Annotated in this window: 18 protein-coding genes; 9 read left to right on the plus strand and 9 right to left on the minus strand. The window is 70.4% G+C overall.

Features of this window, described 5'->3' with window-relative positions; all coding sequences use genetic code 11:
• Window positions 1–76: 76 nt before the first annotated feature.
• Window positions 77–412 carry a Rieske (2Fe-2S) protein gene (locus RM704_RS37510; protein ID WP_033524521.1) on the minus strand — a complete coding sequence of 112 codons (336 nt, stop codon included), beginning with the start codon at window positions 410–412 and terminating at the stop codon, window positions 77–79.
• Window positions 413–730: 318 nt separating this feature from the next.
• Between RM704_RS37510 and RM704_RS37515 the strand changes: the two genes are divergently transcribed.
• Together RM704_RS37515 and RM704_RS37520 are read left to right on the plus strand one after the other, a co-directional pair.
• A complete protein-coding gene (locus RM704_RS37515; protein ID WP_078936875.1) occupies window positions 731–1,744 on the plus strand; it encodes a helix-turn-helix domain-containing protein in 1,014 nt (337 codons plus the stop codon).
• Between the two features lie 22 nt (window positions 1,745–1,766).
• Entirely contained in the window at window positions 1,767–2,759 is a 993-nt protein-coding gene (locus tag RM704_RS37520; RefSeq protein WP_033524518.1) for a LuxR C-terminal-related transcriptional regulator, read from the plus strand.
• On the opposite strand, the gene RM704_RS37525 is transcribed toward RM704_RS37520, so the two are convergent.
• Window positions 2,722–3,798, minus strand: coding sequence for a helix-turn-helix transcriptional regulator (locus RM704_RS37525; protein ID WP_192829517.1), 1,077 nt, complete (start codon window positions 3,796–3,798; stop codon window positions 2,722–2,724). The two genes, RM704_RS37520 and RM704_RS37525, sit on opposite strands and share 38 nt — an antisense overlap.
• A 363-nt stretch (window positions 3,799–4,161) precedes the next feature.
• Here RM704_RS37525 and RM704_RS37530 point away from each other — a divergent pair, with 363 nt between their 5' ends.
• The 3 genes from RM704_RS37530 to RM704_RS37540 are packed head-to-tail and all read left to right on the plus strand — an operon-like array spanning window position 4,162 to window position 7,522.
• On the plus strand, window positions 4,162–5,706 hold the full coding sequence (locus RM704_RS37530; protein ID WP_033524516.1) for a circularly permuted type 2 ATP-grasp protein: 1,545 nt from the start codon (window positions 4,162–4,164) through the stop codon (window positions 5,704–5,706).
• The gene (locus tag RM704_RS37535) at window positions 5,703–6,638 is read left to right on the plus strand and encodes an alpha-E domain-containing protein (protein ID WP_033524515.1); all 936 of its coding nucleotides are present in this window, start codon (window positions 5,703–5,705) and stop codon (window positions 6,636–6,638) included. The genes RM704_RS37530 and RM704_RS37535 overlap by 4 nt, the downstream gene beginning before the upstream one ends.
• A 5-nt stretch (window positions 6,639–6,643) precedes the next feature.
• Window positions 6,644–7,522, plus strand: a complete 879-nt coding sequence (locus RM704_RS37540) for a transglutaminase family protein (RefSeq protein ID WP_052145777.1) — start codon at window positions 6,644–6,646, stop codon at window positions 7,520–7,522.
• Window positions 7,523–7,710: 188 nt separating this feature from the next.
• Here RM704_RS37540 and RM704_RS37545 read toward each other — a convergent pair whose 3' ends face one another.
• Entirely contained in the window at window positions 7,711–8,868 is a 1,158-nt protein-coding gene (locus RM704_RS37545) for a sugar ABC transporter substrate-binding protein (protein ID WP_052145753.1), read from the minus strand.
• A gap of 601 nt (window positions 8,869–9,469) precedes the next feature.
• Here RM704_RS37545 and RM704_RS37550 point away from each other — a divergent pair.
• Complete coding sequence (locus tag RM704_RS37550; RefSeq protein ID WP_311592364.1) at window positions 9,470–10,036, plus strand: hypothetical protein; 567 nt, start codon at window positions 9,470–9,472, stop codon at window positions 10,034–10,036.
• Window positions 10,037–10,063: 27 nt separating this feature from the next.
• On the opposite strand, the gene RM704_RS37555 is transcribed toward RM704_RS37550, so the two are convergent.
• The gene (locus RM704_RS37555) at window positions 10,064–10,564 is read right to left on the minus strand and encodes a hypothetical protein (RefSeq protein WP_033524514.1); all 501 of its coding nucleotides are present in this window, start codon (window positions 10,562–10,564) and stop codon (window positions 10,064–10,066) included.
• Between the two features lie 240 nt (window positions 10,565–10,804).
• On the opposite strand from RM704_RS37555, the gene RM704_RS37560 reads away from it, so the two are divergent.
• Window positions 10,805–16,399 carry a glycosyltransferase gene (locus RM704_RS37560; protein ID WP_311592367.1) on the plus strand — a complete coding sequence of 1,865 codons (5,595 nt, stop codon included), beginning with the start codon at window positions 10,805–10,807 and terminating at the stop codon, window positions 16,397–16,399.
• Window positions 16,400–16,490: 91 nt separating this feature from the next.
• On the opposite strand, the gene RM704_RS37565 is transcribed toward RM704_RS37560, so the two are convergent.
• The 3 genes from RM704_RS37565 to RM704_RS37575 all read right to left on the minus strand — a co-directional run bounded on the left by RM704_RS37565 (window position 16,491) and on the right by RM704_RS37575 (window position 17,715).
• Window positions 16,491–16,682: a hypothetical protein gene (locus RM704_RS37565; RefSeq protein WP_033524513.1), complete on the minus strand. Its 192-nt coding sequence runs from the start codon at window positions 16,680–16,682 to the stop codon at window positions 16,491–16,493.
• Complete coding sequence (locus tag RM704_RS37570) at window positions 16,679–17,050, minus strand: hypothetical protein (protein ID WP_033524512.1); 372 nt, start codon at window positions 17,048–17,050, stop codon at window positions 16,679–16,681. The genes RM704_RS37565 and RM704_RS37570 overlap by 4 nt, the downstream gene beginning before the upstream one ends.
• Window positions 17,051–17,208: 158 nt before the next feature.
• Window positions 17,209–17,715 carry a hypothetical protein gene (locus RM704_RS37575; RefSeq protein ID WP_033524511.1) on the minus strand — a complete coding sequence of 169 codons (507 nt, stop codon included), beginning with the start codon at window positions 17,713–17,715 and terminating at the stop codon, window positions 17,209–17,211.
• A gap of 225 nt (window positions 17,716–17,940) precedes the next feature.
• Here RM704_RS37575 and RM704_RS37580 point away from each other — a divergent pair, with 225 nt between their 5' ends.
• Both RM704_RS37580 and RM704_RS37585 read left to right on the plus strand, forming a co-directional pair.
• A complete protein-coding gene (locus RM704_RS37580; RefSeq protein ID WP_033524510.1) occupies window positions 17,941–19,086 on the plus strand; it encodes a hypothetical protein in 1,146 nt (381 codons plus the stop codon).
• 36 nt (window positions 19,087–19,122) lie between these two features.
• Complete coding sequence (locus RM704_RS37585; RefSeq protein WP_033524509.1) at window positions 19,123–20,892, plus strand: glycosyltransferase family 4 protein; 1,770 nt, start codon at window positions 19,123–19,125, stop codon at window positions 20,890–20,892.
• A gap of 88 nt (window positions 20,893–20,980) precedes the next feature.
• On the opposite strand, the gene RM704_RS37590 is transcribed toward RM704_RS37585, so the two are convergent.
• A complete protein-coding gene (locus RM704_RS37590) occupies window positions 20,981–22,711 on the minus strand; it encodes a type IV secretory system conjugative DNA transfer family protein (protein ID WP_033524508.1) in 1,731 nt (576 codons plus the stop codon).
• Between the two features lie 70 nt (window positions 22,712–22,781).
• Entirely contained in the window at window positions 22,782–24,233 is a 1,452-nt protein-coding gene (locus RM704_RS37595) for an outer membrane protein assembly factor BamB family protein (protein ID WP_033524507.1), read from the minus strand.
• Between the last annotated feature and the right edge of the window lie 9 nt (window positions 24,234–24,242).

Below are 24,242 nucleotides of genomic sequence, written 5' to 3' on the forward strand. Positions count from 1 at the left end.
TCACCGTGTTCAGGGTACGGTGACGCCGCTGCTGGGGGGAAGCGCCTGAGCGATTTGAAACGACGGGGGAATCGCTTCAGGCACTGCGGGGGGTGGCTGAGACGGCCGTGGAGGCCTGGGTCTCCGGCTCGGCGAGCCGGTGGTCGCGTTGGTCGAGATTGACGAAGACCATCCCGTACCGAACGGCACACCGCACTGGCTGCGGCGCGCCGCGCGGTCGCCGCAGACACCGGTACGCCCGGATGTCCTCGTCCTCGTCCCGGGTCACCACCACCGGTTCGCCGAACACGGTCACCATCAACGAGTCACCGCTGTGGGGGATGGCGGTGGCCAGGTCGATGAAGTGCCAGCCGGAGCGATAGGCGGTCGCCATCTCGCGCCGGAAGGAACGGTCGTCGGGAGGAGTCGTCATGTCAGGCCTGCACAGTCTCGTCCGAACCCTGTGGCGCCAATGGCCAGATACTGTCGCCCGGCACGGCGGTGTCCACAGTCTCCACCGCCGCCCCACCCCAGTAGCTGTCCGCAGGCGCGTCGCTCTTCGCAGCGGAGTGCGTGCTTACCACCCCGAAGGCCATAACGGCGGAGAAGGCGGCGACAAGCACCGAGCGAAGCAATCCTCTACGCATAGTCGGCTTCGTCCTCACTTGAAGGTCCCCTCTTCCCCCGTCGCCTACGACGATGGCTCATTCGGGCACGTCATGGCCACATAATCGGTGCATCATGTTCCTGCATGTTCAGGACCCTGGGGGGTGGAGATTTGGCAACAAGCTGGACCAAAGGGACACATCCTCACACGGTGACCGAACTGTGCGAGGACGGCGGCCGTCTTTACGCGAACGCTCTTCGCGCGGGACGCATCGACCGTACGGAGGTGGAGACGGCTCCCTGCCTGATGGAGTTCGGTCTGCTCCAGCCGGATCCGGACGACGCGAACTGGCTGCGCCCGGTTCCCCCGGCGGCGGCTCTGGCCCAGCGGCTGCACCCGCTGGAACGCGAGATCACCGAGCGTCGGCGTCTGACCACCGAACTGGCCGAGACCTTCGAGCCGTTCATGGCCCTCAGCGCCCGGGCGACCAGTGACACGCATTCGATCACAGTGCTGGAGGGCAGCGACCGGATCAACGCCGCGCTCGACCTCGCCACGTCCCAGTGCCAGAGCCAGATGCTCACGGTCCAGCCGAGCGCCAACCGCCCCGAGCGCAGGATCGTCCAGGGACTGGAGCGCGACCGGCCGCTGCTCGAACGCGGCGTGAGCATACGTACGCTCTACCAACACACCGCCCGCTACAGCCCCGCGAATCTGGCGTACGTCGACCAGGTGGCCGGCAAGGTGGAGATCCGGACCATCGACGAACTGGTCGAACGCCTCATCGTGTGCGACGAGACGGTGGCCTTCATCCCCACGCGTGACGACCGTCAGGTCGCCCTGGAACTCCGCCACCCCGGCCTGGTCCGCTATCTGATCAAGGTCTTCGAGTTCATGTGGTCCCGGGCGGTCCCCCTCAACGCCGGCGCCCCCTACGAGACCGCCTCCGACGGCATCACGGAGATCCAGCACTCCATAGCCAAGCTCCTCGTCGAAGGTCATGTCGACGAGGCCATAGCCCGTCGCCTCGGCATGAACGTCCGCACCTGCCGCGCTCACATCGCCAAGCTGGCGACGGCGCTGGGCAGCGGGAGCAGGGCCCAACTCGGCTATCTGATAGCGCAGTCGGGGATCCTGGAGCAAGGGCAGGACCACTGACGGCCGAGGGAAGCGAGCGCGGGTGACCAGCGAGGTCCATGGGCACCGGACCGACGAACTCTGCGCGGTCGGCACCGAGTTGTACGCGCGAGCACTGCGGGACGGGCGGGTGCGGGACGTGGACGCGTCCGCGGCGCCCTGCCTGATCCAGGCCGGACTGCTGCACCCGGCGGTCGGGGACCCCGGCTGGCTGGAGGCGACCGGCCCCGCGACCGCCCTGCACCGGCTGTTGCGCGGCATCGAGGACCGGGTCGCCGAGGAACGGCGCCGCGAGGAACAGCTGGCAGCGGCCTTCGAGCCGTTACTGCGCATCGCCGAGCGACGGACGGCGCCGGCCGACAGCATCACGACGGCGATCGCCCTGCTGGGCGGCATCGAGCAGATCAACGCCGCCATCACCGGGGCCATGGCCGAGGCGACCCGGGAACTGCTCTGCATCCAGCCGCACACCCACCAGCACGGCACGCGCGGACTGGAGGGCCAAACCGCCTCCCTGGGCCGCGATCAGGACCTGCTGGCCCGGGGCGCCCGCATCCGTACGCTCTACCCCCACACCCTCCGGCACTCGCCCCTCATCCGGGCCCGCTACGAACAACTGCGCGGCGACGCCCAGGCGCGCACCCTGGACGAGGTCACCGACCGCCTCATCCTCGTCGACCGCACGGTGGCCTTCATTCCCGCCGACGCCGAGCGGACCCTGGCCCTGGAGATCCGGCATCCCACCCTGATCTCCTTTCTCGCCACCACCTTCGACCGACTCTGGCACCTGGCGACACCCATGTACCCCGACGCCGTCCACCTCCCCGTGATCGACGGCATCACCCCGCGCCAACGCGCCATCGCCCGCCTCCTGGTCGAGGGGCACACCGACACGTCCATCGCCGATCGACTCGGCCTCAACGTCCGCACCGCCCGCCTCCACATCGCCAAGCTCGCCGCCCAGCTCGGCAGTGAGAGCCGGGCTCAGCTCGGCTATCTCATCGGACAGTCGGGGATTCTGGAGCAGGAGCCGTAGAAGCCGCAGGAGCCGCAGGGGCCGGGGACGGCAAGGCGGGGAGGCCGTCCGGGGCCGAGCGGGGTGGGCCGTCGAGGCCGGCCTCGGCGATGCGGACGCCGAGTTGGGTGCGGCTGGCCGCGCCGAGGCGTTCGGAGAGGCGGGCGATGTGGGCCCGGCAGGTGCGGACGCTGATGCCGAGCCGCTCGGCGACCACCGCGTCCTGGTGGCCCTCCGCCAGCAGCGCCGCGATGGACCGTTCCCGGTGGGTGATACCCGCGACGCCGGTCGAGGGGAGGGACGCGGCCAGCGGGACGCCGAGGCGCCACAGCCGTTCGAAGACGGTGACCAGGTACTCCACCAGCGCGGGGTGGCGGATCTCCAGGGCCATGGTGCGGTCGGAGTTCGCGGGGATGAAGGCGACCGTGCGGTCGAAGACGATGAGGCGTTCCACGACCTCGTCCAGGGTGCGGGCCTCCGCCGACTCCCCCATCAGCTCCATGTAGTTGTGCAGGCCTTGCCCGTGCCGGGCCACATGCGTGTACAGGTCCCGCATCCGCACACCCCGGCGGCACATCGCCAGCGCCCGGTGCAGCCCCTCGCGCAGCTCGTCCTCGCGCCGGATGCCGCCGGGCTGCACGGTCAGCACCTCGGTCGTGCAGCGCTCGGTGGCCTCGTCGATCGCCGCCCGGATCCGGGACAGCCCGTCGAGCACCCGGATCGCCGTGCTCTCCGCCGCCTGCCGGGCCCGCGAGCCGCCGAGGCCCGCGTACCACTCGACGGCGTCCACCGCCGCGCCCATCCGGGCCTGGCTGGCGCTGACCTCGGCGTGGACACTGCGCAGCAGCCGGGTCATGACCTCCTGCGGCGAGGTGGGCACCAGCCAGCCCATGTCGTCGGGGTCGGGGTGCAGCAGGGCGAGTTCGAGCAGACAGGGCACGGGGTCGGCGTCCGCGCGCGGGACACGGCCCCGTCGTACGGCTCGGGAGTACACGCGGTCCCCGGCAGCGCAGAGCCGGTCGGCACCGTGCGGATGCTCCTCGGTCGCGTGCCCGGCCATCACCCAATTCACCCCCGGTTCCAGCCCTCTCGCAGCGCAACTATGCGCGGCACCACACCGGCACCGCAACACAGCTCCGTCATGTTTCTGCCCCGGTAACCATGATTTCGCCCGCCTTTCTCCACCCCTCAGGCAGTGCGCTCTGCAACAAGCTGAAGTCGGCGACGGGAGCCCCCGGGCACGGCCCGGTACGCCGCGCAGTCGTGCCCTGGCGCACCGCGGACCGCCCGGGTGACCGTACCCCCGGCTCCCCCACCCGGCCGTACTTCAAACCCTCCGTTTCCGCAGGTCGTGGCCGTCCCCGCAAGATGGCGGAAACGCTCCGGTGATCGCGGCGTTACGGAGCGCGCTTACCGTCGGGCCATGGCGGACATATTTGACGCGTACGCGTTGGCCGACGCGTGGGACGAGATGTTCGAGCGGCCGGGTGAGGTCAGGGCCGCCTACGAACCGGTGCTGGCGGCGCTCCAGCCGATCGAGCCGGCCGAACTGCGGTTCAGGGCGGACCAGATGGCCCGCGCGTTCACCGACCGGGGCGTCACGTACGCCTTCGCGGGCGAGGAGAGACCCTGGCCGCTGGATCTGGTGCCGCGCATCCTGGACGCCCTGGAGTGGGATCTGATCCAGCGCGGAGTGGCCCAGCGCGTCCGCGCGCTGGAGGCGTACCTCGCCGACGCGTACGGGCCCTGCCGGGCCTTCGAGGACGGCGTGGTGCCCTGGCGGCTGCTCCTCGACTCCGCCCATTTCCACCGGGCCGCGCACGGTGTCGAGCCCCCGGGAGGGGTCCGTATCCATGTCGCCGGCATCGACCTCGTACGGGACGAGGCGGGCGACTTCCGGGTGCTGGAGGACAACGTCCGGGTGCCGTCCGGGGTCTCGTACGTCATCGAGAACCGGCGCGCCATGACCCGCGTCTTCCCCTCGCTCTTCGCCGAGCAGCACGTCGTGCCGGTCGACGGGTACGCGCAGCGGCTGCTCGCCGCGCTGCGGGCCGCCGCGCCCGGCGGGATCGGCGACCCGCGCGTCGTCGTCCTCACCCCCGGCCCCAGCAACGCCGCCTACTTCGAACACGCCCTGCTGGCCCGGCTGATGGGCGTGCAGTTGGTGGAGGGACACGATCTCGTCTGCCGGGGCAACCGGGTGTGGATGCGGACGACCCGCGGGGAGATGCCGGTCCATGTCGTATACCGGCGCCTGGACGACGACTTCCTCGATCCCCTCCACTTCCGGCCCGACTCGGTGATCGGCTGCCCCGGCATCATGGGCGCCGCGATGGCGGGGAACGTGACGCTGGCGAACGCGGTCGGCAACGGCGTCGCGGACGACAAGCTCCTCTACACCTACGTCCCGGACCTCATCCGCTACTACCTCTCCGAGGAACCGATTCTCCCGAACGTGGAGTCGTTCCGGCCGGACGAGCCCGGACAGCTGGAGGCGGTCCTCGACCAGCTCGACCAGCTGGTGATCAAGCCGGTCGACGGGGCCGGCGGGCAGGGCATCGTCATCGGGCCGAAAGCGGACCGGAAGACGCTGGAGCGCACCCGACAGGCCGTGGCGGCCGATCCGCGCGGCTGGATCGCGCAGCGGCCGGTCGCCCTGTCCACCTCCCCCACCCTCGCCGGTGAACGGATGGCCCCGCGCCACATCGACCTGCGGCCCTTCGCCGTGAACGACGGGAACGAGGTGTGGGTCCTGCCCGGCGGGCTCACCCGCGTCGCCCTCCAGGAGGGCAACCTCATCGTCAACTCCAGCCAGGGCGGCGGCTCCAAGGACACCTGGGTGCTCGCCGAGGGCCCCGCCGAGCAGCGCACCGAGGAGACCGGCGGCCCGCTCCCGCAGAAGGCACCGCGCCAGCTCGGACCCGACGGCACCCGCGTGGTCGCCCAGGAAGGGGCGCAGCAGCAGTGAACGACGTGATCCTCTCCCGGATAGCCGAGGCCCTGACCTGGACGGGGCGGTACGTGGAACGGGCCGACGCGACCGGCCGCATCCTCGACGCCTACCTCCACCGCCTCCTCGAAGACCCCTGGCGCGACGAGGACGCGGCCTGCCGCTCGCTCTACGCGATCCTCGGCGTCGACGCGCCCGACCAGCACTGCGACATGCAGCAGGTGCTGGACCGGCTGGCCTTCGACGCCCGCTCGACGGGGTCGATCGAGGGCGCGCTCGGGGCGGCACGGCTGAACGCCCGCAGCGCCCGCGAGGCGGTGTCGTCGGAGATGTGGGAGTGCCTGAACTCCACCTGGCACGCGCTCGCCGACCAGCGCACGGCCGCGCGCCGCACGGGCGGCCCGTACGCGTATCTGGAGCTGGTACGGCGTCGCGCGGCCCTCTTCTTCGGGCTCGCGGACTCCACGATGAGCCGGGACGACAGCTGGCGTTTCGTGGTGCTGGGCCGCAGCCTGGAGCGGGTGGACATGACGGTGCGGCTGCTGTCGGTCCGGGTGCTGGACGCGGCGCACGCGCCGGACTGGCCGACCCTGCTGAGCGCGAGCGGCGCCGACGAGGCGTACGCGCGGGTGCACGGCGGCTTCGGCGACAGCCCCAAGGTGGCGGAGTTCCTGCTCCTGGACCGCGACTTCCCGCGCTCGGCGCTGCACGCCCTCACCACGGCGGAGGAGTGTCTGGCGGCGCTCGGCCGCCCCCGCCAGGACCCGGCCCGGCGTCCGATCGGCGCCCTGCGCACGCACCTCGAATACCTCGACTCCGAGTCGCTGGAGGCCGGGCTGCCGGCGCTGCTGCGCGACCTCCAGCAGGCGTGCATGGCCTCGGCGGAGGCGGTCGCCGAGAGGTTCTTCCCGTACCAGGGCCCCGTCGAGTGGGCCCAGGAAGGCGCGTGAGCACGATGAACCTGCCCGCAACGGCCGCGACGGCTCCCCGGGCGACCCGGCGCCTGCGCATCCGGCACACCACCCGCGTCGCGTACGCCCAGCCCGCGGCCTCGTCCCACAACGAGGTCCGCATGACGCCGCTGACGCTGCCCGGCCAGACCACCCTGGACGCCCGGGTCCTGGTCAACCCGTCCACGCCCACGTGGTCGTACTGGGACTACTGGGGCACCCAGGTCACCGGCTTCGACCTCATCGAGCCGCACTCCGACCTGACGATCACCGCGACCAGCCTGGTGGAGACGTCCCCGCCCGAGGCGCTCCCGGACGCGCCGGACCGGGCGGAGATCCGCCGGGCGGCCGCGGGCTCCCGCCTCCTGGAGTACCTGACGGCGACGGGCCGTACGACGCTCCCACAGGCCCTGCTGGACCGGGCCCGGGAGGCGTCGGAGGGTCTCTCCGCGCACGGAACGGCGATCGCGGTCTCGGCCCTGGTCGCCGACCACGTCGCGTACGTGCCGGGCGCGACCGGTGTGCACACCAGCGCGTTCGAGGCGTGGGAGCAGGGGGCGGGCGTCTGCCAGGACATCGCCCACCTCACTCTCGGCATGCTCCGCGGCCTCGGCCTGCCCACCCGCTATGTCTCCGGCTACCTCCACCCGGAGCGCGACGCCGAACTCCACCGCCCCGTCGCCGGGCAGAGCCACGCCTGGATCGAGTACTGGGCGGGCGACTGGACCGGCTACGACCCCACCAACCGGGTCCCCGCCGACGAGTCCCACGTGATCGTCGGCCGGGGCCGTGACTACGACGACGTGACGCCCCACAAGGGCATCTACCGGGGGGTGGCCGGGGGGCCGCCGGAGGTGACGATCGAGTTCACGCGGGTGGCTTGAGGACTCGGGCGGCTTGGGGACTCGGGTGGCATGAGGACCCGGGCGGTCCGGAGACCCGGGCGGTTTGGGGGGCGGGAACGGAGTGGGGACGCAGGGGTACGGCCCGGCAGGAGCACCGCGCGGCCGGAGAGCCGGTGGTGGCCCTGCCGGGCCGTGGGAGCGAGAGGGAACCCCGAAGGGCTCGTCCGTTACTTCAGGTTGACCGCGTCGCAGTCGGACTTAAAGGCGGCGGTGCAGATCTGCTTGACGGTGTAGATGCCGTCGGCGACCACCGTGTCCGCGATGTTGTTCTTGGTGAGGGCGACCGGGGGCACCAGCTGGGCCGGGACCTTCTTGGTGGTCGGGGAGTCGACGCTGTCCTTGGCGAGGGCGTCGAACTCGATGGAACGCCCCTGGACCTTGGCGACGGCCATCTCGGCGGCGGCGCTGGCCTGCGTCGGGAACGACTTGTACACGGTCATGTACTGGTCGCCCGCGAGGATCCGCTGCACCGCGTCCAGGTCGGCGTCCTGCCCGGTGACCGGCGGCACCTTGGCGACGCCGGCGGTCTTCAGCACGTCGATGACGGCCCCGGCGATCCCGTCGTTGGCCGCGTAGACGGCGTCGATGTTGTCCACACCGAGCTTGGCGACCGCCTGCTCCATGTTGACCTTGGCGACCTTGGGGTCCCAGTCCTTGGTGTCGAACGACTCGGAGATCGTCACCTTGTCCTGGAGCTCGGAGAGCGCGCCCTCCTTGAACATGGCGGCGTTCGGGTCGGAGGGCGACCCGTTCATCATGACGATCTTGTTGGCGGCGCTGTCACCCAGGTCCTCGACCAGGGAGCGTCCCTGCACCTGCCCCACCAGCTGGTTGTCGAAGGAGACATAGCCGTCGATCGGCCCCTCGGCCAGCCGGTCGTAGGCGATGACGGGGATGCCCGCGTCGTCCGCCTTCTGCACGGCGGGCGCGACGGCCTTGGAGTCCACGGCGTCGACGATGATGATGTCGACCTTGTCCGCGATCATCTGCTCGATCTGGCTGTTCTGGGTCTCCGGGTCCTTCTCCGCGTTGGCGTACTTGGTCACGCCCTTGTTGTCGGTCAGCTCGGCGATCTTCTTCTTGATGTGGGGGTAGTCGAACTGCTCGTACCGCTTGGTGTCCTTGTCGGGGAACAGCACACCCACCGTGATGTCGTCACCCTTCGTGGGGCTCGCCTCCGCGCTGTCGCCGATGTCCGAGACCCCGCAGGAGGCGAGGGAGACGGCCGCGGCCGAGGCGACGAGGGCGGTGGCGGTACGGCGCAGAGCGGTGGTACGACGACGTATACGGGTGCTGGGGGTGGTGCTGGTGGTACGGGCGTTCACATCAAGGGCCTTCCGGGCGTGGGTGCAGCACTGCGACCCAGGTGGCTGAAAGCCAACGCGGTGATCACCTCAGCGTCAAGGACCAATCACTTAACGAGATGACAACAGCCTTGTGTGGTCTCGGTGTGAAGAGGGTAAAGCAAAGGGCCCCGGCTGTCGCCGCGCGGCCTTCACGTCACCCGAGCCCACGGCTGCAGCTGGAGGGTGTCCAAATGCGCGGGTCGCCCTGTGTAAGCCGTCGGTGATCAATCGATCCCCGCGCGATCGCAGCCCGGCACATCGCCCATGGGTTTACACGTCAGCTGCTGAAATGGCGGCCGACCCGGCCGGAGAGAGGCCGGGCGAAAAGCCAGGGTCCTCCTCGCGAACGACACCCAGGTATCCAATTCCGCCCGACAGCCGGAACGCCGGCAGGTGGCGTAGCTCACCCCGTACAACGCCCTCGCCGTTCCCCGGCCGGCGATGTCCGGTCGATCGCCGATGCGCCGATACCACAGGGGCCTCGCGAATGATCGACTACCGTGCCATGGGGGAAAGCGGATCGGGCACACACATGCTTCGCTCGCCCCCGGCCGATGAAAGTCGAAGAAGGGAACTTCTCATGCTCTGGCCCGCTCTCCGGGTTCTCTCCCAGGGAGAACTGACACCCGATCAGCTACAGGGGTTGCTCAGCAGGCTCCGGCTCGAAGAAATCCCCCGCACCGAAGGCCCCGGAGCGGCGAAGAGCCTCGCGCACCGCTCCTTCACCGACGACACGGGCACCGTTCTCGTCCTGGACCTCGCCCGCTCCGGTGAGTCCGGCTGGGTGCTCGCTCTGTTCTTCGACGGGGAACCGCCTTCCGCCGACACCGTGGAAGGCCACCGGGTGCTGCTCCGCGACGCGATCGAACAGGTCGGCCTCACCCTCGTCGAGATCACCCCCGCCGCGACCGCCGACGAAGTCCATGTCCCGCCCCCGCACCCTGGTGCTTCCGAGACCGGCGTCGGAGTGACCTGGGATCTGCCCTACGACGACTTGGACCACATGTGGTCCCACATCGGTCTGCGCAAGGACGCCCCCCGAGAGGTGAAGGTGGTCAAGCTGCGTGAGGTCATGCGCACTCCGGCGTGGTCCGTGGCCCCCCTGTCCCTCCGCCGCCAAGCCGATGACTTCCTGCGCGGAATCTGAGAGCGAGGAAAATCCGGGCTCCTGCCGCTACTCGCCGACGAACGTCTGGGCCAGGAGTTCGTCGGCCAAGTCCTTGGCAAGGCGTGCCAGTTCCTCGCCACTGCGTCCCGGCCCGAAGGCCGCTCCCGGTGAGAGCCTGGCCGCCAGTTCTTCCAGCAGGCCCGCGACGATCATCGCGCGCAGTTCTGTGACGGCCACATTGCGAGACGGCTCACCAGGCAGCCGGTCCTCCAGGTCGCGATCCCCTTCCAGTCGCCGTCGCAGCTCCACCGCCCGTTCCGCGAGAGAAATCGGTTCGGCCCGCTGCCCCACGTAGCTCCTCGCCACCAGCGAGTGCTCGAACGGATCAAGCGAACTACGCGTCGGGAGGGACCGCGGCGGTGTCTCGCCTTCCAATGCAGCACGCAGACTCTTGAGCGCGTCATGGAATTGCGGCGATGAGTCAGCCGCGCCCGGCATCGCGTCGAGCACTTCGATCGCGGCGCTCCGCAACTGCGCGTACTGGGCCTGGACCACGTCATCGTGCACGAATGCTCCCTGATTCCCTGGCTCGCCATCGGTATCCCTGCGCAAGCGACCTCCTGGTCCCGTTCCCGTTGTCTCCAACAGCGCGCCGGAAACCGGAAGTTCAGCGCAAGGCGGGGTCGGAAAACCCCGAATTCAAACGATCTTTCTGCGTATGATGCCGCAACAGTCAGAACCCCGTTGATGCTCCTGGCATCTTCCTCACCCGGGACCGGCCAGCACCACCATTCAGGGAGGAAGCCCGTGCTGTTCGCGGCCGAGCACGACAGAGACGAGACCCGTCTTCAGGACCTGTTCCCCTGGGGCGCCGGACCAGGAGTGACCGTCACCTCTCCAGAGATCGCCGGCACCGCGTACGTCGTCACCGATTCCAGGCCCGTCCCTCTGTCGACCGCCCGGGCCGGCACCGACGATCTCCGCATGTCCGACCTCGGCCCCGAGGTGAACGGCTTCGCCTGGGTGTCGGGCGGGACAGTGCTGCGAGTGGAGACACGGGCTTTCGGGCCGCAACACTTCCACCCCGTGGCGGTGCCCCCGGCGCCCGGGCTCATGGGCCAGACAGACGTGCGCTCGGGCACGGACACGGACCCCCATCTGATACGGCTCGCTCCCACCGACATGCTCGCGCGAACCTGGCTGCACGAGATCACGGACACCGTACGGGAGCTCACCGAGGCGCAGGAAGCCACGCGAAACGGCGTCGCGCGGGAGCCACTCGCTCCGGAGCAGCGGGCCGGCGGCGACCACTGTGTTCCCGCCCGGACCCGCGAGTACGCGTGGCTGTCGCGCAAATGGGAAGAGGCTCGCGACAGTGGCGAACGGTCCCGGTGGGAAACCGAGTTGGCCGGAACGGCTCGGGACATCATGGCCCGCGGGCACACCCCGTCGCCGCCGCCGTGGGCGGACACTCCGGCGAGCGGCGCCTCTCAGCACGACGGGTGGGTCTTCCGAGTCACCGAGGGCGGCCCCGGCCGATGGCAGTTCGGCGACGGACGGGCAGGCCGGTTCCGCGAGACACCCGTCCGTCCCGGCGCCGCTGTCGCCCCCGGCTCGACCGACCGTGCCGGCGAAGCCCTGCGCAGGCAGTACACGAATGCCGGGCTCGAGGAACTGCGCGCCGCGTACGCGGAGGAACGCGAGCGGCTGCTCCAGGACCACCAGCGGCGACTGGCAGTGACACCCCCGGCCGGTCGAGAGGAGGCGCACCAGGAGTTCGCCGCACAATGGGCGGAACTGTCTCGGCGGCACGACGCCGGCCGGTTCAGCATGCGCATCCTCGCGTACTGCACCGAGTGGGACCCCCACAAGGGCGGCATCGTGGCCGTCAACCGGAACCTCGTCGAAGGGCTCGCGGCCGCCGGCCACGAAGTCTTCGTCCGCGTCGGTCACGAGGTCCCGCCGGAGCCTCCCGGTGAACGCATCAGGCTCATCGGGCCCCGCCAGTTCGACCCGGCGCGTGGCGAGCAGGAACAACTCGTCTACGGCGGCGAGGACCTGCCGCAGAACGTGGACGCCGTCATCGGGCACAGCCGCTACTCCGGCCCGGAAGCACTCCAGGTACGTGACCAGCTGTATCAGGACACGCCCTATGTCCAGGTCATCCATATGGTGACCGGAGCGCTGGCCCGAGTGGCGAACCGGCCTGATCTGGAAGTGGAGTTCGAGGGCACCGAGCGCCGCATGGTCGCCGCCGCCGACATGGTCGCGGGCGTCGGCCCGGTGCTGGCGGACGAGGCCCGGCGGCTCGCCGCCACCAATCCGGGCGATCACAGCCCCGCCGTCCACCAGATCATTCCCGGAGTCCCCTTCGAGCAGCAACAGCTGCTCCCCTGGGACGGAGAGCGGACCCGCCACGTCCTGCTCGTCGGCCGCGCCGACGCCCCGCAGAAGGGGGCTCAGCACGCCGCCCTCATGGTCCGCCGGCTGAATGAGGAAGGCATCGACGTCCGGCTCACGGTCCGCGGTGCGGCCCCGGAGACCGTGGAAGAGGTTCGGGAGCGGCTGTCGAACATCGTCGGCCGGGAAGTCGTGGTGAAGCCGTTCTCCATCGACCGCGAGGAGATCCTGGCCGACATACGGCAGGCCGACGTCCTGGTGATGCCCTCGCGGGCGGAAGGCTTCGGACTGGTCGGGCTGGAGGCGGCGGGCGCGGGACTCCCCGTGCTGCTGCCCCGCACCAGTGGCGTAGGGGCCTTCTTCGGCGACCCGAACCGGTTCCCCTCCGAGATCACCCGGAACAGTCTGGTCGAGCAGGGCTTCGAGGACCAGGTGGACGTCGGGCGCTGGACCGACAAGCTGCGGAACATCGTGCTCGACATCCCCACGGCGCGGGCGAACGCCCTCGCCCTGCAGCAACATCTGCGCGAGGCCAACACCACCTGGGTGGGTGCGGCCGATTCCCTGGTCGCCGCGATCCAGGCCATGCCGGACCGCCGTGCCCGGCGTCCTGACGCACCCGGGCTACCGGCGATGACGGGGGACGGCTGGGCGAACTGCTCCCAGGGCCACGCGCACTGGGGACGGTTCGGCGGAGCCGGGCTGTTGCCCGTCCACCGCGCCGATGACGGCCGGACGTACGTACTCATGCAGCAACGGGGAGCGGACACCGACCAGGGGGGGACGTGGGCGCTGCTCGGCGGCGCGCGGGAGAGTCACGAGTCCGCGGCACGGGCCGCCGTTCGCGAGGCTGTCGAGGAGAGCACCCTCGATCCCGCCCACGTCCGTATCGAGCGGGTCGTCCGGGACGACCACGGTGGCTGGTCGTACGACACCGTGCTCGCCTCGGTGGACCGGGCGACGGAGATCCGGCCCGTCGGGAGCGAGTCCGCCGCACTGGCCTGGATTCCCCTGGCCGAGGTGGAAGGCCTGAACCTGCATCCCGGTTTCGCCGCGAGCTGGCCGGTCGTACGGGCCGAGCTCGACGCCGTGCTGAACGGCGGGCCGTCCACCGTGGTCGTCACCCCTACACCCCCCACCAGCGCGCTGCCGTTGCCTCCACACCCCGTCACCGGCAGCCGTGTGGTCGCCCGGGAGCCACTCGAACACGGTGAGGGCATCACGAACCGGGAACTGACCACGTTCGCCGACGGGACCCGGGCCGTGTACGAGAAGTACGCACGTCCGGGAGATGTCACCACGAAGGTGCTCGACGGCTATGTCGGCCGGGCGGTGGGCGCCCGCGTCCCGTTGTCGCACCCGGTGGGTCTGCACGAGGTCTACACCGACCACATGCCTGGCCGACCGGCCTCCGGCCTCGGCGGGGGCCTGAACGCACTGGCGGACCAGGGACTGCCCACGACCCGCGACGGAGTCCTGCTCGGTCTGCACCACTCGCTGACCGCCGCCCACGGCGTCACCGCGCGCCACCTCGTCCTCGGTGAACGACAGAGCCTGATCGCGGTCGGCGACGGTGCCCCGACCCATGGCCCTCTCCCGGACGCCGCGAACCCGTTCGTACGCACCTTCTACCGGCAGACCGAGCCACACGTGTTCTCCTGGGTGGACAACCCGATTCCCCCCGGCGACATCGCGATCATGCGGCGGCAACTCGACGGGCTCCTCCCCCTCTTCGAGCGGCTCGGTCGTACGGACCTGCACCACGTCGTCATGGAGCGATTCGACCAGGTGGCAGACCACGCGCGCGGTACCGCCGCGCTGCTGTCCCAACCGCCTGGCCTCCAGATCGCGCTGCCCGAGCAGACACCTGTGCGTCACCACCCCCTGCCCCCGCCACCGGGCTCGCAGGAGCGGGCCGACCAGCAGCGCATCAGCGAGGCGCTGCTGACGGACGACGGCCGGATCACCGACACCAGCCAGGCCAAGACCATCGCCATCGAGGCCCTCGCCAACCGGATGAGGTCCTCGACACCCGAGATCGCCCTGGCGGCGTTCGGCCTGGTCGTCGGCACGGACATGGCTCAGCATCTGGGAGACGACCGCTACGTCCTCGTACCGCACAACGAGAAGTACCCCTCGATGGGCGCCGACATCCTCCATGTCGACGAACTCGTCCCTGACAACCCCCGGCACGCCCCGGGGAAAGTACTGCGCATGGACGATCCGCGCGCCGAGGCCGTCGTCCGCCAGATCGGCGTCAGCGAGGTCATGGGAGCGTGGGCGTACGGCTCCAACAACAACGTGCGTGTACTGGCACTTCAGGAGGCGACCAAGGAGGAGTTCGGACTCACCGGTGTGCTGGAGTGGCGCATGGATGCCCGGACACGCGGCGCTGTGGACCTGGAACTCGACTACAACAGGGACGCGCTGCGTGACTTCCTGCGCACCCAGTACACGCTCACCCAGGAGACTCTCGCCGCACGTGGTGTGACCGAAGTGATCGCCTACCGAGCGCTCACCTGGCACGAGGAAGCGGCTCAGCCTGACTGGGTCGGCCTGAGCGTGGGTGATGCCTTCGAGGCTCGTCACAGGCCTCTGGCGAGTTGGGCGGCGGATCGCCGGATCGTCGCCGATTGGCTGGAACAGCGAGGCGGTGACGCCGTGATCCTGGTCGACCGCAAACCCGCTCAGGACATCCTGTCCATGCCCACGACCGGCATGGGCTTCTTCGCTCAGCGGGAGTGGGTGACGCTGCCGGGCGACCGGCTGGTGACGCTGGACGGTGTCTACACCGGAAGAGGTTCGACAGCCGGGCTGGAACAGACTGCGGCGAGCAGCGTCTCCTTGGGAGCCCCTGACCTCGGTACTGGGCCGAGTCGAGCGGAGGGCGCCGACGCCACAGCGGCGGTGTCGACGAGCACTGGCGCATCGCCACAGGGTGCCGTGCCGGTCACAGCCCAGGGAGAACCACCCTCGGCCGGGGTGCCTGCTTCCCGGGAAGGCGGCAGCCTCTGGCTCCCTCTCACGATCACTTCCTCTTCCGATGCCGCCGATCCGCTGGACAGCCGCATCCGCAGGATCCTCGCCGGAGAGGAGCCACTCCCGAATTGGTGGCCGCGCGACGACTCCGGTTACGCCGTCACCGGACGCGACTTGGACTTTCTCGGCATCGACCCGGTCCAGATCAAGTGGATGCTCACCGGAGAGGCCCCCATGGGCATGACCCCGGAGCTCTACCAGCGGTTCGGTACGGAAATGGTCGAGGCGCTGGGGCAGGACGGCATCGAATGGACTCAGGTCGACGTACGTCTCAAAGGAACCGGCGCCGAATTCTTCGCCGGAACCCACAAGACCCTGCCGCGCGAGGAGGATCTGGCCGCCCGTCCGGAGGCGGCGCGACGCCTGCGGGAGTGGTTCGGCGACAGCCAGGATCGGCCCCTGCGACGTCCGTACGACTCCATGTGGCGCCTCGGTCTGGAGTCCCTGCCCAGTGATGTCGACCTCGACTTCAACAGCACCGCCATGGTCCGGGCCGCACGCGCGCATTGGAGAGCCAACAATTCCGACCGATACTCGGGCGATTTCATGGGCGGCCACGGATATCTCGACAAGCAGGTCGTGACGGGCGCCCTCCCCTCCCTGGCTCAGTGGGCGAACAAGTGGGAGCGCGACCTGGGCAGACCTTTGTCACTCGGAGTCTTCGAATCCAGCGGTCCGTTCGACGCGACCCGGATCGGGCGCACCCTGTCCTCCCATTTCCGCGAAAGCGACTGGGTCATCCACAGTCCTCACAACCCCATGGCCTGGCGCACGCCGACCTCCAGGATCGTCATCGCCGATGATCGCGCCAATGCCCCACGGTCGTCCGCAGCCGCGGCACGGAGCCGATCGACCGCGGCCGGGAAGCCGACGAGACCGTCCGTTCCCGGCAAGGGGGAGCAGGCCGGACATCTGCGTCGCGGCGGAGACGAGCAGCGAGGACACAGACCGAACCAGCGCTGACCCCACGTAGCCGCACGAGGTGAGGACCGTCCCTGACCTGGGCTGCTCATCTCTGCGGCCGCGCTCGGCCGCCCGGGACGCCGTTGCCGAGTCAGCGCGCCGGCCACCGTCTCGGTGACCGGCTCTTGCCAGCGCCTGGCCGGCCGACCAGGAACACCACGGTGGGCGTCGTCTCCTGCCCGACACGGCCCGCCGGCAGGTCGGGGACGATCCGCTCGCGGAAGATCCGCCGGTTCTCGGCGTCGGACAGCCGGTGCCGCTGGTGCTCGGCCGGGTCGGTCATGTGAGGTCCGCCATGACCTCGCGGGCCAGTCGGGCGTAGTGGGAGCGGGCCTCGACGATCTGCTCCCGGTCGGCCGACCGCAGCCCCTCGCGCTCCCGCGCCAGCCGCCCCTGCGCGGCGCGCGCGGCCTCGATGACGGCTGGGTCGGGGGCGTCCTTGGCCTCCTCCGCCGCGATCGTCGCGCTGTAGGCGCCGACCGCGCCGTTCACGGCCTCGATCGCCGCCTCGTACGCCGCGGTCTCCTCGTACGACCAGTCGTGCGGTTCGAGGTCGTGGGTGACCGAGACACCGCTGCTCCACGCGGTGCCGTGTGCGGTGTCCCGTGGAGCGCCCTGCGGGGCGGTTGACGGAGTGTCCCGTGCGGTCATGTGTCCCTCCGGTGACCCGGTGTCCAGTTGTCGTTGCGGGGGACGGCGGACGAGGGGAACCGGGTTCCCGGGACCTCGAAAGGGAGCGGCGGGAGGCCGGGGAAGGCCGGGAAGGGGGCGACCGGCGGGGTCGCCGCGAGGGAGGCCGCCCCGGCGGCTCAGTCCCCGGCCGCCCACTCCCGCAGCAGGGCCTCCCGCTGCTCACGTCGCGGGGTGCCCTCGGCGGCGTGGGCGCGGCCCCAGCGTGCGAGGGTCTCGACGTCCGCCGTGCCCGCCACGAGGCGGTCCAGCAGGGCGACGGAGAGGTCGTACTCGGACTGGACGTAACCGCCGAGGGCCGCGGCCGAGTACGCGTTGAGCTCGACGGTCCGGTCGGCGGTCTCCAGGTGCACCTCGAACGCGGCCGCCGCATCCCCGCCGCCCGCGACGGCGTTGGCCACGAGGTCGACGGCCGTGGTGGCGAGCAGCCGGGCGCCGGACCGGATCCGCACGTACCGCACGGCCGCCGACCGGATCTCCGACCAGCCCCACACCGCGCTCTGCCCGGTCCCCAGCCCTTCCACCCAGTCCGGCGTCAGCCGCACCCCGGGCCCGAACCCCTCCGGCTGCGCCCCGACGTACACGCCACCGTCCTCGGCGATCCAGAACAGTCCGACCATGGCCATGAGTGCCTCCCCAACCGGCGACGTACGCGTATCCCCTGGTGAGACGCTGCCCCGCACCCGATGGTTCAGCGCTGTCCGAAGCCGAACGACATGTGCGGACAGCCGTCCTGGTCCTTCGCCGCATGCGCACCGAAGGACCCGCTCACACCGATTTGGCCTTCACGGGTTCGCTGAAGCGCGGTGTGAGAATGTGAGTTACTTGATCAGTCGTGAAGGAGAGCCGGGATGAGCGGCCAGATGCAGCTTGCCGACGCCTACGACCTCGTGTACTCGGCGGCGGCGCGGATGATGTGGGTGGAAGAGACCCGGGTGTGGCGCTCGGACAGCCCGGGGGGCGGGTGGCCGGAGGAGCGCCGGGAGGCCTGGCGGGAACTGGAGGCGGCACTCAGCGTCTCCGAGGCACCCGAGCCGCAGGCCGGTGAACCGTCCGATCCCGTACGTCATCTGATCTCCCGTCGGGCCGCGGGTCCTGTCGACCGACCGATCACCTTCGCCGAGGCGGTCGCCGAGTGGACGGCCCGGCTGATCGAGGATCCCGGCCCCTACGAGCCGCGGATGAAGCCCTCCCCGGACGACTACATGGTGCCGGGCCGGGCCGTGGTGATCCCCGAGGGCCACATGATGGTGCTGTGTCGCCCGCTCGACGAGTTGGTCCACCGGCTGGCGGCGGGACGTCCCGCCGTGACCATCGGCGCGGACACGGCCGAGTTGAGCCGTCTGCTGCACGAAGCGGCCGACGAGCTTCGGGCGGCGATCGGCAAGCCCACACCGACCCCGCACCCGGTCGGCACGGTCGACGTGGCGCGGGTGTTCCACCGGCCGTCCGACGTGGACGACCTGCGGACACGGTACGAGACCATGTCCCGGGCGGCCTGGCGTGCTTCGGAGAACCTGCCGTCCTTGAAGGACATGCGGGATCACGGCGACTTCTCGGTGAATCCCGCGACGACGATCGCGGCTGACGATCTGCAGAACCTGCTGGCGGGACGGTCGGGGCTGTACTGGCGGGAACGGCACGAGACGATCGATCCGCGGGTGCATACGTTGCTGGGGGTGGACTGGCACGAAGGGCAGCCGGTTCCCGACTCGATCGCGACCGAGGCCGAGGGTTTCGAGCGCAGTGTGACGCTGGGGCGAAAGCCGAGGGCTCCCCACGCGAACGAACACCGCATCTTCCGTGAGAAGGGGAACCCCGAAGACGTCGCCATCTCCGCCGTCCGCGCGGAGATCCTGGCGGAGCTCCTGGACGAGTACGCGGCGAGGATCCACCCGGGCGCCCAGTGCGGCGTCATGCACCTCTCCGCCTACGACCTCACGGACTTCATCGCCCAGGGAATCGGCCGCGAACTCAGGGCGACGTACGGCTTCTGACTCGGGACGGATGACTGAGGAATACGGGGGGAAACGGTGTCTGAAGCGCGCTACAACATTCTCGTCGTCTCTGACAACAGCGGCAGGGGCGAGGGTGGTGCCGAGGTGTTCAACCAGGAGTTGGCCGAGGCTCTCGCCCGTAGGCACAACGTCACACTGTTCACGGCCAATCCCGATATGCCCGCGCACGAGGGCATACAGAGGACGGTGCAGACACAGCCACCGATGATCGACCCGGGTCCGGGGCGCGAACCGCAGCCGATGAAACGGCGGGAATGGCTCGAAGAACTCGCCGGTCGGGACCCACAGCAGTACGGCTTGGAAGACCCCACGGCCCAGCCGTACGACATCATCATCGGCCACTCGCGCTTCTCCGGACCGGCCGCCGCCGGTCTGCGCGAGAACTGGTACCAGAACGCGCGCCTGGTGCACTTCCTGCATACAAGCCCCGAGCGACTCCCGTTCGTACGTGACCTGACGCCCGAACAGGCGGAAGCCAAGGCCGCCAAGGACGCAGGGATCGAACGCGGCCTGATGGAGCGTTCGGACGTCGTGGCCGGAGTGGGCCCGCTTCTGGCGCAGGCAAGCAGGGACCTCTCCGCGGAGGGCGTGAACATTCCGCACTCCCACGAGTTCGTACCGGGTACCAAGATCTATGAGCCGGTGCAGCACGACCCCGAGCCGGACAGGTTGAACCTGTTGGTCATGGGCCGGGTGAACGATCCCCTCAAGGGCGTGAAGGACGCCGCGGAGGCAGTGGCTCGGCTGAACGAAGCCGGCGTTCCCGTTCATCTCACCGTCCGCGGTGTTCCCGAGCACGAGCTGGAGCGCGAGGGCAAACTGCTGCGGAAACTCAGTGGTGGAAACGTCACCGTCAAGGGTCGTACGAGCAGCGTGGACGAGCTCAACGAGGACATCAGAGCCGCCCACGCGATGATCATGCCCTCGAAGCACGAGGGTTTCGGCATGGTGGCGTCCGAGGGCTTGGGCCATGGTGTTCCGGTCCTGGTCAACGAGGAGAGCGGCGCCGCGCTGTTTCTCCAGGATGCCGACCGGTTCCCGCCGGAGATCGGCGGCGTGTGCGTGGTGAACGAGCCGACCGATGGCACCAGTCGCGCACGGGCCTGGATGCAGGCGATCCATCAACTCAGGCAGGACCTCCCCCAGCGCCAGGCCGGTGCCCTGCGCATTCGGGAGATCCTCCAGCAGTACTCCTGGGAGCACGCCGCCGAAGCCACCGTCCAGGCCGCGATGGAGCAGACGCCGCTGCCGCACCGCGACCCCCGGACTCTGATCACCGCCCAGGAACGGGACCTGCTGCGCACGGTGCAGGGGCCCAACGGGCAGTTGCTCAGGCCCGACGCGCCGGAACAGGCGCCGCCCGTGATGGAGGAGCAGCCGGGACCCGGGGTCGGCGTGCAGCGGGACGGGCCGGCGCAGGAGGGTCAGGCACCCGGTGCTCCGGCGCCCGTGTGGCAGGCGGGTCTGCCACAGAACGCGCAGAGCGCTCAGCATCAGGCCGGGGCCAGGGCCGGGTCCGAGAGCGCCCAAGGTGCCGCATCGCCCGAGAATCCGACCCCCCTGTGGCAAGTCGGCCTCCCGCAGACCCAGGCCGGGGCCGGGGCCGGGAGCCCTCGCGGTGCCGCTCCCGCCGAGAGTGCGACGCCCTTGTGGCAGGTGGGCGTGGACCAGAACCCGCCCGCCGCAGGGCGCGGTACCGGGGAGAGCGAACCGGGACGGTCCGCGGTCGCGCAGCAGCCGCCGCCGGATCTGTCGGGGCCTCGCGGCGGCGAGATCGAGGTATGACGTGTGAGGCCGGGGCGGTTCGTCCGCCCCGGCCTCATCCTCGTCCTCACCCTTGCCCGGACCGCTCACGCGAGCGCCGGGCCCGTGCTCAGCGCGCCCCGGGGTCGTACTTGCGCAGCGACTCCTGGACCTCACGGGCGTACGGCCCCTCCCACCACGGGATGGTCTCGACGAGGACCGGCTTGGTGCCGGAGGCGAGGACGAGGGCGCGGCCCGGGGGCATGGCGCCCAGGTCGGAGACGCCGAGGACGCGTTGGCGGCTGACGGACTCGCTGACCGTGCGGTTGCCGCTCCAGCCGCCGAACTCCGACTCACGGCTCGCCTGGTACTCGCGCTGGTCGTACTCGCCGGCCAGCTCGCTGAGGTCACCCAGGAAGCGGGTGTCGGAGACGCCGCCGCCGTAGACGCGGATGTTCGCGGCGGACCACAGCTTCTCCATGCCGCGCTCGCCCCACACCTCGATGCCCTGTGCCCAGGACTGGAGGATGGTCATCAGGATGATGCCGCGCGAGCCGTAGTGGGAGTACAGGTCGGGCAGGGTGCGCCAGCGGCAGACGTTGGCGGCCTCGTCGAGGACGCCGACGAGGGGCAGCGGGAGGCGGCCGCCGCGCTGGGTGGTGGCGTACTCCTCGGCCGCCTCGACGACGGCGACGGTCAGCGCGGTGACGAGCGGTCCGGCGGAGTCGCGGCCCTCGCGGGAGAGGGAGTACAGGGTGCCGGCGGTGCGGACGAACGTGTGCGGGTCGAACTCGGGGGCGTTCGGGTCGGCCGGCGGGGTCACCCAGCGGTTGACCTCGGGGTTGATCAGGCAGGACGCCATCTGCTGGGCGACGCCGTAGATACCGCTGCGCTGCTTGTCCGGGGCGGTGAGAACGCCGTTGAGGCCGTCGGCGGCCATGGTGTGGCCCGAGCCGCGCAGGATCCGCTCCGGGGTGTCGTCCTTGGGGTTGGACAGCCAGCTGTAGATCTGCGTGATCGGCATCTTGCCGCAGGCGGCGGCGAGGAGGAGGTTGGCGAGCAGGTCCTGGCCCGCCGGGTCGAAGAAGGCGTCCGTGGAGGCGTTGGCGTCCCGCGATCCGCTGGCGAAGTGGTCGGCCATCTTGCGGGCCTTGGCCACGTCGGTGACGTACGACAGCGGGTTCCACCACCAGCTGGGCGCCTCGGCGGCGACCTGCTGCGGGTCGAAGACCCAGACGGGTCCGCGCGCGGAACGGGGGCCCCGGGTGGAGTCCACGATGTCCCGCTTGTTGGAGGTGACGAGGACCGCGCCGGGCCCGTCGAGGATCGCGGGGACCGCCCGTCGGGTCGTCTTGCCGGTCCGCGGGCCCCAGATGTCGACGTGCATGTCCTCGTACGAACCGAACAGTGGCTGGCGGCCCTTGACGGACCGTCCGATGAAGACACCGGGGGTCCGCGCCTTCACACCGAGCCGCTCGGCTGTGGCCGCCGCGCCCTTCATGGTGAGCTTGCCCAACTCCTCACCCTTCGCAAGGTGTTGAGCCGCCCCGTCGACCTTGTGCTTCTTCTTGAACCGCTGGACCACCCGGTACGCGGCGGTGCCCAGGATGCCGAGCAGCACGGCCTCACCGGCGGCCACGGCGCTGGCCGGGGATCCCGGCCAGCTGTAGTCGCCCTTGACCATGGCGACGAGGAACGTCAACGGGTTCGACGCCGGTGCCGGCGCGTCCGCGAAGGGGGCGCCGATCTTCGCCGCGAGCCATGCCCCGACGACCCCCAGGAGCACGATGGCGACCACGATGACGATCTCGATCGTCCAGTCGTCCTCGGCGCGGGGCTTCTTCTGCTGTTCTGCGGTCACCCGCGGGTCCGTCCTTTCTGGGGTGGGGGATTGAGGGTCGGGGCGCTGTCCGCCAGGAAACCCTTCGCGTCTACCGCTTCGTTCCCGGGGCGAAGACGAAGAGGTCCGAGCCCGCCAGCACCGCGTAGCCGTCCGTGGTGAACTGCAGGGTTTCGGCGTCGCCGGTCAGGCCGGGGATCAGGTCGGGTGCGAGGTCGGAGTCCAGGACCTTCTTGGTCCTCAGCTCCAGCGCGGTGAGCCCCATGCCGTCGACGGAGGCGTAGAGGACACCCCCGGCGGTCAGCCCCCAGGGCTCGATGGTGTGCTCGTCGTCCGTCTGCCGCCACAGCTCGGCACCCGTCCCCGTGTCCCAGGCGACCGCGCCCCCACCGAACCGGGTGACCACGGTGCCGCCGTCCGGGGCCAGGACGATGTTCCCCGACCCCCGGGACAGCTCGTCGAGGTCCTGCTCCGGCCCTTCGGCGATCAGTCGGCCGGTCCTGAGGTCGACGACCGTCAGGATCTCGTCGTCCGCGTCGTCGCCCGGTTGGGCCCAGGCGAGGATGCCCTTGTCGTCGGTGAGCGGGAGCAGACGGGCGTCCAGGTCGCCGGATTCCTCGACCTCGGCGAGGGCGGACGGCCGGTCGACGTCGCCGAGGTCCCACAGTTCCTTGCCGGTGAGGCGATCGCTGACGACCAGGCGGCTTCCGCTGCCGTCGACCACCGACCAGGTGGAGGCGACGCGGTAACCGAAGCCGGCGCCCAGCGGCTCCTGATCGAGGCCCCGGTCGCGGACCTCGACGGGGGTGCCGCCGTCGATGGGGGCGTACGTGTCGCTCTTGTACGCCTCCTTGCTACGCAGATGGCCCGCCTCGACGTCGAGACCGGAGGCATCCTCACCGCTGAGGCTGTAACTGCCCAGCTCCTTCCCGGAGGGGGCGTACATCGTGTACGTCGTGGTGATCGCGGACTTCTTCAGACCGTCGCCCTCGACCACGTCTCCGGAGACGACCAGCAGGGCCGGGGAGCCGTCCTTCCACTCGGAGATCTGTATGAACCGGTCCGGGGTGCGGTCGCGAGCGCCGTTCCACTCGGCGGGGATCGTGACGTCGACGGTCCGGCGGACCTCGCCGGTGGCCGGGTCGTACAGCCGGGCCCGGAAACGGCTCTCCGTCTCCTCGGCCTCCTCGGCTTCCTCGCCCCGGGACTGCTCCGACAGGTCCTCGGTCAGGACGACGGCATCGCCCAGCACACACGTGAGCGCGTCGAAGCCGACGACGTCGGTAGCCGCCGCCTTGGCCGGGTCGTGGACGCAGCTCTGGGCACCACCGCCCCGCAGACTCCACACCGGTTCCGCGGACAGGCCGGGCAGCTTCGCCCCCTCGTACGCGGGACCCGTCCGCCGACCGGCGGACGGGGACGCCTTGGGCTTCGCCCCGTCGGTCGCCTCCGTGTCCTCGGGATCGCCGCCCCCGCCGCAGGCGGTGAGGAGACCGAGGGACAGGATCGTCCCGGCCACCAGGAACGTGCGGGTCTTCGTCAACGTGCCCGC

The sequence above is a fragment of the Streptomyces gottesmaniae genome (genome assembly GCF_031845845.1).
Lineage (GTDB): Bacteria > Actinomycetota > Actinomycetes > Streptomycetales > Streptomycetaceae > Streptomyces > Streptomyces akebiae.